Consider the following 8,979-nt stretch of genomic DNA (forward strand, 5'->3'; position numbering starts at 1 on the left):
TAAGACTGTGATGAAAAAGATGTCACAGTCTTTTTTCTTTGTTGTAGCGTCGAAAATCGGCGATTTCGCCAACCGATTTTTGAACACGGTTTTACAGTGTTGTCCAACCATTTTTGGGCGGTTTGCCCACCCTGAAGCCCACTTTCTCTGCCATTTTTTGGAATTTGGCAGGGGAGTGGGCAATTTTTTTGAGAAAAAACAGAATAAATCCTGCTGTTTTCAGAATGTTTTCAATTTCCCCGTAGCCATACCAGAACCCGGATCTTTCGACAGAAGAGCGCATCAGCGACCTGATGAGCCGGATGACCCTTGAAGAAAAGATCCTGCAGACAGATCAGTATTATTCCGGCGATTTTACAACGCAGGACGAAAACGGCAAGGTTACAGCCGTGGATATGCAGCGGTTTGATGCACTGATGCAGCACAATAGTGTCGGCAGTGTGCAACTGCGCGGTATGACTGCTGCCCAAGCCAATGTTGTGCAGCGGTAAGAAGGTTGTAAAGCTGCTGGATTATGCTTAGCAAAACAGAACTGTTCATTTAGAATATAAGCCGCTTGTTCTTTGCGGCATAATAAAAGGTACAAATTATATACCAGTAAGGAGGATCTGCATGAAAACTTCATCTATTCTTGACACCTATCAGACCTGGCTGACCCACCGGGAGTACAGCCCCGCCACCATCCAGAAGTACACCAAAGCCCTGGCCCGCTTTTTTGCCGATACCGGGGCAGGGGACATCCCGACCCGCGAGACCGTTGCAGCCTGGCGGGATAGCCTGACCGAAAAGGGCTATACCCCTGCCACCGTCAACGCGATGCTGGCTGCCGTCAATGATTACCAAGAGAGCATCGACAACGTGGCTGGCAAAGCTAAGCCGCTCAAGCACCAGCGCAGGATCTTCGCCGACCCTGGCCGGGAACTGACCCGCGCCGAGTATTTCCGCCTGCTGAACGCCGCACGCGCCGCCGGCAACAAGCGCACCCAACTGCTGCTGGAAGCGCTTTGCTCCACCGGTACCCGTGTGTCTGAATTGCAGTTTATCACGGCAGAAGCCGTCCGCCGGCACAAGGCGTCTATCCGCTGCAAAGGCAAATGCCGGGAGATCCTGCTGCCCGCTGAGCTCTGCCACCGCCTGACCCGTTGGTGCCAGAAACACCGCATTCATGCCGGTCCGGTGTTTCTTTCCCGTGTTGGCAAGCCTCTGAGCCGCGTAACGGTCTGGAAACTGCTCAAAGCCCTGTGCGAGCGCGCCAATGTGGCCGGGAAGAAAGTTTTCCCCCACAACCTGCGGCACCTGTTTGCGCGGACATTTTACAACCTCGAAAAAAATATCTCGAAACTGGCGGACCTGCTCGGTCATTCCAGCATCGAGACGACAAGAATTTATATCATGGAATCCGGCGCAGAACATGAGCGTCTACTCAATAAAATGCACCTTCTATTGTGAATTTGACGAAAGCATAGTTCCGTTCCTGTCGTTAACAAAAGTTAACATTTAATAAACGTCCGTTCGCGTTTTAAATACCAAAAATGAAAAAGTAAGTAAGAAAAAGTTGTTGGGCAAGCGCTGAAATTCCGCGCCTAACAGTATTTCTATGTGCACTTTTTACAATTTCAACAAAATTGTGTACTTTCCCTTGCTTTTTTCACCTTTATGTGCTAAAATTAGCACTGGTTCATCGATTTGGAATCGCTACCCCCTCCCTGTTTAATCCATTGTAACTTCTTTTTGCAATTTGTTTTGTTATATGTAGTTAACATGCAATTAACAGAATATGCTTCTGTTTTTCTTTGCTCGCTGCACGCTGAAATGACCGGAACACAAATATTGCAAGGACGATGCAACTTGACATCTGAAATTGTGGGTAATCGCTTGCACAAGTGTGGGCTATGTCTGCCTGGTGGCAGCCAACAGCGATTGTGGTTCGCACAACATTTTGGTTGGAAAGCTAATTGGGCAAGATGGCCGCTCCATTGTCGGCAATAAAAACTTCAAACCACTTTGTATGTGGTGCGTAGCCTAGAGGGTATCTGAAAAATCCCCAGCACTGTCTAATTCTACCGGGGCATCCCCGCACAATTCTCGGCTTAAGCCTAAAGCATCGCTGCGACGGCCGCGGCACATGATCAGCGTTGAGAAAATGCTCGGCAATCCACCAAGGATTGCCTGTGCTTCTCTCTTAGCCGGTCACGCGTCTCGCTCGCCGCATTGGCATTTTGAATTGCTCGGTATTGCCCAAAAGCAGCGTCTGCTACGTTACTCAACCTTGCAATACACCAAGTATTGCGGCGGTCTCGCGCCTTGCATCCGTTATCTTTTAGCGAATTTTCCAGCATTTTGGTTTATCAGAGACGCCCGAATAAATTTTGAATCTATCCGCTTATGAAGCTTCTGGCATCAGGTGTGCCGATCCAATGCCTCAAGCAAGGCGCGGTAGAGGCGGTCAAGTGGAACAATAGAACGATGTGTTGCTGATGGTAGAGATATCTACCCACTCTATTGTCTGTCCGTCTGCCTGCTAATTTGTTTGGGAATGAACGGGACGATACGTAAAAATGGCGTTGATTCTGTGCCAGGGCTTTATGTAGCCGTTATTGGGCCGGAAACAGGAGTGTTTGCCAGAAGCGGGTTTGGCCATACGCGCACATGCATAGCAGAAATGTATATCTGCTTGACAAATGAGCGCGGCAGACCACGTTTCCTGGTGGATATAAATCAATTTGAGCGAAGGTGGTGCTTAAGGGAAAGCCCAACCGGATCCCTGTGAAAGTATTTTGCTGTGCATTGAATGGAAACGCTTTGATGTGTAATCCCGGACTGTTCTGTTTGAATCAAGAGCGGCGTCATCATTGTAAGTTCCAAACCTCAAAGGGAACAACAGGGTGCTTTCGGCAAAATTACCCGGTTCGGCGCGATTGATTAGATGCATCTGAGAAAAGCGAAATGAAAGGATGTGCTTTACCAATGGAAAACAAGAAGTGGAAACGCTTCGGTTCATGTCTGATGGCACTGGCTATGGTACTGTCCGGTACCGCATTGCCCGCAAGTGCTGCGACCCCCGGCAAAGACGGGTCAGCGGAGATGAACGAAGCGTATGCCGCACACGAGTCCCTGATGCCGATCGGCCCCTCTTTCAGCGTGGCCACTCTTTTAGAGTGGACGCCGGAATCTGACCCGGACGCACGATACAGCAGGGCGAGCATTCCCATGGCAAACCGAGAGGGCGGTTTTGTCGTGAACCCAAAGGCAAATCCTGAAGCAAAGCTCATGCTCTGCTCCCTGGCTAACTCTTCCCACGACACCACCAGTTCACAAGGCACCGAGAACTTCATGAGCTGGTCCTTCAACTACTGGCAGTACACCGATTCTTTTGTGTACTGGTCCGGTTCTGAGGAGGGCCTGATCTGCTGCCCCACCGGCGAATTTACTGACGCTGCCCACACCAACGGTGTGCCGGTCGTTGCTACACTGGGCTTCCCTTGGGGATCTGGCTCGGGCTATGCGGAGGAAGTTGACGCTTTCTGCCAAAAGGCGGAAGATGGCAGTTTCCCCGTGGCAGATAAGCTACTGGAAGTGATGGATTACTATGGTTTTGATGGATACTTCTTCAACCAGGAATCCTTTGGCTGCAGTGCAGAGATTGCATCCAGGTTGGATGAGATGATCCGCTACATGCGCGCCAAGTGCCCCGACATCTTGATTAGCTGGTACGACTCGATGCTGCCTTCCGGCGGCGTATCTTACCAGAACGCGGTTAATAGCTCGAACCAGCGTTGGATGGAGCGTAGCGATGATGGCTCTGTGGGAATCAATGAGTTCTTTATGAACTACAACTGGTATACAGGGCAGATTTCTACTACAGTCAGCACGATGAACTCTATTAACCGCAGCCCCTTCGATGCTTATGCGGGCTTGGATGTACAGCAAAACGGCATGAACACGCCTTTCCGTGTGAACTGCTCGTGGACGAGGATGGCAAGCTAAAGCTATCCATCGCGCTGTATTGCCCCAACTCCACGTTAGGTAACTCTGCAAACGGAGCGCAGTTCCACGAGGTTGAACAAGACTTCTATGTCAATTCTGCTTCAGATCCGCGGGTAGAAGTGGCTAATGTTTCCTCACCCACTTGGCTGGGTATGTCCCGATTCTTCGCCGACAAGACGCCGATCCTCAGCACACCGTTCGTAACCAGTTTTAATTCCGGCCACGGTGTTGGTTATTATGTGAATGGTGAACTCTCCCGTGACAACGAGTGGAGTTACCAGTCCGTGCAGGACGTTATGCCCACCTGGACCTGGATCATCGATTCTGACGGCTCGAAGCTTGATGGCGGCTATGACTTCAATGACGCCTATAACGGCGGCACTTCCATTCGGTTCTATGGTGATCTGGATGCCAACAAGGCAAACGACATCATGCTGTACAGCACCGATGTCGCTGTGACCGAAGGCATGACACTGAGCCTGACGGCCAAGAACGATGATGGCAAGGCCAGGTTGGTTGCCTATTATGGCGATGACAGTACTGCCAGCTATGAGGAATGCGAAACAGTCGCTTACGATTTGACTGCCAGTAAGGCTGATACCTGGACCACCACGGTGGTAGATATTTCTGATCATGTCGGCAAGACTTTGTATGCCATTGGTTTAAAGGTGGAAAGCGATACTGCTGTGTCCGACTACCGCATCAACCTGGGCCAGCTTGCCATTTTGGATCAGGATCGCGCGGCGCTGTCCGGTCCTACTTCTGTGGCGCTGGACGAGATCCTGTATCACAACGCCTATGATGCGGAAGCACGTATTTACTGGGATGCTGTGGACGGCGCTGCTTCCTATGAGATCTACAAGGTCAACGCGAACGGGACTTCTAATCTGATCATGGAGACCCCCAACACGGCCTTCTACCTGCCTACCCTGGTTCGTGATTTTGACGAAGACGACGTGACGCTGAAAGTCGTCCCCGTTAATGCCAACGGTGTACGCGGTGAAGGCACCGAACTGATAATCGACTGGCTGTATAGCAATGAGGACTCTGAAGTCTACGAACCAAAAGAATTCGAAAACGTCTGCCTGGGGGCGACGGTAACCGGATATTCTGGCCAGAATGAGAGCGAGCCTGCCTCCAAGGCCATTGACGGGACCTCCCTGAATGGTTCCAAATGGTGTGTTACCAATGCGGAGACCGGATATATGGACATTGACATTGGTCGTGAGGTGACGGTCCGCCGCTGGCGCGTAGAACATGCCCAGTACGGTGGCGAGGATGTGTTGATGAACACCGTCGACTTTGCTCTGGAGTATAAGAATGCGTCTGGCCGGTGGGTAGAGGCAAAGCGCATCCAGCACAACACCGCCGCTGTAACGGATGTCTTGCTGGACGAACCGGTGACTGCACAGGAATGGAGACTGAGCATTTATGATGATGGAACTTCCCCCTGGGGCGGTATCCGCATTTATGAATGGCAGATGTTCGAGACCGCCGAGTTCCCCCAGACGGAGCCGGTGTCCATCCAGTTTGCCGCCGCAGAGAATGGCACGGGCGCCAATGATACCTTCACACTGAAGAACGTGCCTGCGGGCCAGACTGTCACGGTCTACACCAAATCCGGCGCCGAGTATAACAAGATCGGAGAGGCGGTTGCAGAAAGCGGCACTGTCACTATCACCGGCCTTAACTTTGGCACGCAAGAAGCCGGACGTATTTACTACACCACCACCGCCACAGGTTCCGCAGAAAGCATCAAGCTGAGCGCGAGCTTTGAGGCGGAAAATGCCGCAAAATCTGAGGCGGCAAGGGATGTTACAGCGGAAGCTTATTCACAGCCTGGCTCGGTTAGCTCTTCCAACGGTGGCGACATCTATATTTCTCTTACGGTGAATGGCCTGAGTGAAGGCGATGTGGTCTACGTTTACGAGAACGACTCTGGTGAATACACCAAAGCCTCTCTCCCGGTGGCTGCTGACGAAACCTCGGTAATTATCCGTGGCATTCGGGTCCCGCGTGCGGGCAGTGAACTCACCCTGCAAGTAAAACGCGTCAGTAAGCTGATCTCTGATAAGTATACTGTCGAAATCCCCGCATTCCCGGAACCGACCGCTTTCTTGAACTTGGTGGCGACCAATGCCAAGGGCGAGAAACTGACCGGCGTTACTTATGGCGTTTACAACAGCAACAACGAAAAGGTCTATACTGTGACTACCGGCGAATCTGCTGAGGTTGTATTGGGGACGTACACCATTAAGTGCGAAAATGTTCCTAAAGGCTACCTGATCAACGACACGGTTGTGAAGCGCCTGGTCGTGACCGAAGGCCAGACCTACGATGTGAATGTTACCCTGCAGAGCGATTCTGTTGGGCCAATCGTTACATCTGTTACGGTATCGCCCGCTACTGCATCTGTGGAGAAGGGCGCAACCAAGCAGTTTGCAGCTATGGTCAACGGCGAGAATATCACCGACCATTCTGTGACCTGGAGCGTGGACGGCGCGGTCTCTGAGGCGACTGAGATCGACGAGACCGGCCTGCTGACCGTTGCGGAGGACGAGACCGCAGAGCAGCTGACCGTTGTTGCGACCTCGGTTCAGGATCCGAAGGTTTCCGGCAGCGCTGCCGTGACCGTCACCGAGCCTGTGGGCGAGCTGGAACTGGTGTCCCAGAATGCGACCATCGTTGGCTACAACGGCAAAAAACTGGGCACTGCCCAGGGCCCCGAAAAGCTGTTTGACGGCGACAAGGAAAACCCCGATACCGGCAAATGGTGCGAGGATGGCAGCAACCTGTGGGTCGCCTTTGACATTGGCGAAGAACGCAACGTCCGGCAGCTGGTCGTCTCCCACGTCGGCGTGGCGGAAACGCCGACGGCCGGCAACGGCAGCATGAACACTGCCAATTACGAGTTCTATGTGCTGAACGAAGACAAGGTCAACGTGGACGAACTGCTGGCCATGGAGGCCGAGGAACGGAACGCTGTGCTGGCAGACGCTGCGAACTGGACAGAGCGTGCCAAGACCACCGATAACGCGGCCGATGTTACCACCAATGATCTGGGCGATGCGACCGGACGGATCTTCAAGCTGAATGTCAGCCGTACCGATACCACCGGTTGGGCTGCCTGCGTCCGCATCTACGAGGCCGAACTGTACGCTACGGCCAAGCCCACCGAGCCTGTTGTGGACAAGACCATTCTGAATCAGCTGATCGAGCAGGCTTCCGCCCGGGTGGAAGACGATTACACGACCACCAGCTGGGCAGCGTTTGCAACTGCGCTGGCCGAAGCGCAGAGCATCTCTGCCGCTGAGGATGCAAACCAGGTGACTGTCAACCATGCAGCTGACGCTCTGCAGGACGCCATGGAAAGCCTTGTGAAGCGTGCTGACAACTCGAACCTGGTCGCGGCCATCGACAGCATCAAGGAACTGGATGAAAGCAGGTATCAGCCTGATTCTTGGGCTGCCCTTGCCCAGGCTTTGGCAGAAGCTGAGAAGGTCGCCGCCAACCGTGATGCAACCGCCGATGAGATCGAAGCTGCTTATACAAATCTGGAAGCTGCTTACAAGGCACTGGCGCTCCGAGCAGATATGACTGCAATTGATGATATGATCTCCAAGGTGGAGGCCATGGATGCGAACGCTCATACTGCAAAATCCTGGAAATTGGTTGCCGATGCATTGGAGGCCGCAAAGACGGTCGCCGCCAATGAAAACGCTACCCAGGAGGCTGTAGATGCAGCAGCACGGACGTTGCAGGCCGCAGCGGCGGCATTGGTAAAGGCTGGCGATGCCACCGAGTTGAATGCTTTGGTTGAAGAAACCAAGCAACTTGACCTGAGCAAGTATACTGTGGAGAGCGCGGACGCTATCCGCCAGGCAATTTCTGATGCGGAAGCTGCTATCGCAGGCCGCGCAAGTGCTGAAGACTTGAAAGCCGCCCTTGATGCAGTGCGGAATGCTGTAAATACTGCCCAGACCAAACCTGCGGCACCGGTACAGAAACCTGCTGATACTGTGAAGCCGGTACAGAAACCTGCTGATACTGTGAAGGATGAACATCCCGATATTGCGGGAGGAATTGCAAACGGCACTTGGGGTGCTGCGCCTACTGCAAAGCCGAATGACGGCAGTGCAGCGGCATCTGGCAGCGGAGCAACAAGCGCGATTCCTCAGACGAGCGATAACTTCCCTTATGAAGTGCTGTCGATTCTGGCTTGCTTGGCCGTGGGTGGCTTTATCGTTGCACTCTACCTGAAAAAACGCAGTGGCAATCGCTGATGTCTACGAGATGAACGTAAACTCCTAATTCTAAAACACATTATGCGCTTGATCGCAATCGACAGATTGACCAAAACTATAAGATTTAATCATATTACTGGCATATCTATCACTGTGTTTGGCAGTCAATCGGAAGGGGAATGAGACAAGTCCTCGGTGTTGGTTGATGATTAAGGTATAACTGCAAAAGTGCCTCTTGCGGGCTTCGAACCGCAAGGGGCACTTTTGTGTCTACAGGCATGGAGGAAGACCAACAACTCGGAATTCTTGTCAAACAAAATATTGTTGTAGACAGAGGAACGAATGGTGCGCTCAACGCGTTGGTGGACTATAATCCACAGTGCGAAATAATTTTAATCAACATATAGGACCAGAAAAAGCCAATGAAGCGGGGATTTTTTGCTTTTCCCGGCAGTTTTCATTTTGTTTTCAAGTTTCCCATTTTATACCTATTTACAATAAGGAGGATTTTCACTATGAGCATCATTATCGGCATTGACCACGGCTACTATGCTATCAAAACAGCCCACTGCTCGTTCCCGGCAGGGCTGACAAGCTACGGAGAACACGAACCCTACACCCGCCAAGGACTCTTAGAGTTTGGCGGGTGCTTTTTTGTTTGTGGCTCTGGGCGGCAGCCTATCCAGCGGGACAAAACTGTAAACGACAACTACTACCTGCTGACACTGGCAGCTATCGCAAAGGAGAT

Annotated in this window: 6 protein-coding genes and 1 pseudogene; 6 read left to right on the forward strand and 1 reads right to left on the reverse strand. The window is 52.1% G+C overall.

What is annotated here, in order from left to right; genetic code table 11:
* From GPK89_RS12105 to GPK89_RS12115, 3 genes are all read left to right on the forward strand, one after another.
* Positions 1-313: hypothetical protein (locus tag GPK89_RS12105; protein WP_215693475.1), on the forward strand; the 313-nt coding region annotated here is incomplete at its 5' end.
* Positions 294-491 (forward strand): hypothetical protein, encoded by a 198-nt coding sequence (locus tag GPK89_RS12110; RefSeq protein WP_215693477.1) that lies wholly within the window; start codon positions 294-296, stop codon positions 489-491. The genes GPK89_RS12105 and GPK89_RS12110, both read left to right, overlap by 20 nt.
* A gap of 121 nt (positions 492-612) precedes the next feature.
* The gene (locus GPK89_RS12115; protein ID WP_215693479.1) at positions 613-1,449 is read left to right on the forward strand and encodes a tyrosine-type recombinase/integrase; all 837 of its coding nucleotides are present in this window, start codon (positions 613-615) and stop codon (positions 1,447-1,449) included.
* A 1,451-nt stretch (positions 1,450-2,900) separates the two neighbouring features.
* Here GPK89_RS12115 and GPK89_RS12120 read toward each other — a convergent pair.
* Complete coding sequence (locus GPK89_RS12120) at positions 2,901-3,335, reverse strand: hypothetical protein (protein WP_215693481.1); 435 nt, start codon at positions 3,333-3,335, stop codon at positions 2,901-2,903.
* Between GPK89_RS12120 and GPK89_RS12125 the strand changes: the two genes are divergently transcribed.
* The 3 genes and pseudogenes from GPK89_RS12125 to GPK89_RS12135 form a co-directional block, all read left to right on the forward strand.
* On the forward strand, positions 3,334-3,987 hold the full coding sequence (locus GPK89_RS12125) for an endo-beta-N-acetylglucosaminidase (RefSeq protein ID WP_215693483.1): 654 nt from the start codon (positions 3,334-3,336) through the stop codon (positions 3,985-3,987). The two genes, GPK89_RS12120 and GPK89_RS12125, sit on opposite strands and share 2 nt — an antisense overlap.
* Complete coding sequence (locus GPK89_RS12130) at positions 3,966-8,270, forward strand: GH85 family endohexosaminidase C-terminal domain-containing protein (protein WP_215693484.1); 4,305 nt, start codon at positions 3,966-3,968, stop codon at positions 8,268-8,270. The genes GPK89_RS12125 and GPK89_RS12130 overlap by 22 nt, the downstream gene beginning before the upstream one ends.
* A gap of 476 nt (positions 8,271-8,746) precedes the next feature.
* A pseudogene (locus GPK89_RS12135) lies at positions 8,747-8,979 on the forward strand (plasmid segregation actin-type ATPase ParM); the annotation flags it as partial.

The organism is Gemmiger formicilis (assembly GCF_018784445.1).
In the GTDB taxonomy this organism is placed as follows: Bacteria; Bacillota; Clostridia; order Oscillospirales; family Ruminococcaceae; genus Gemmiger.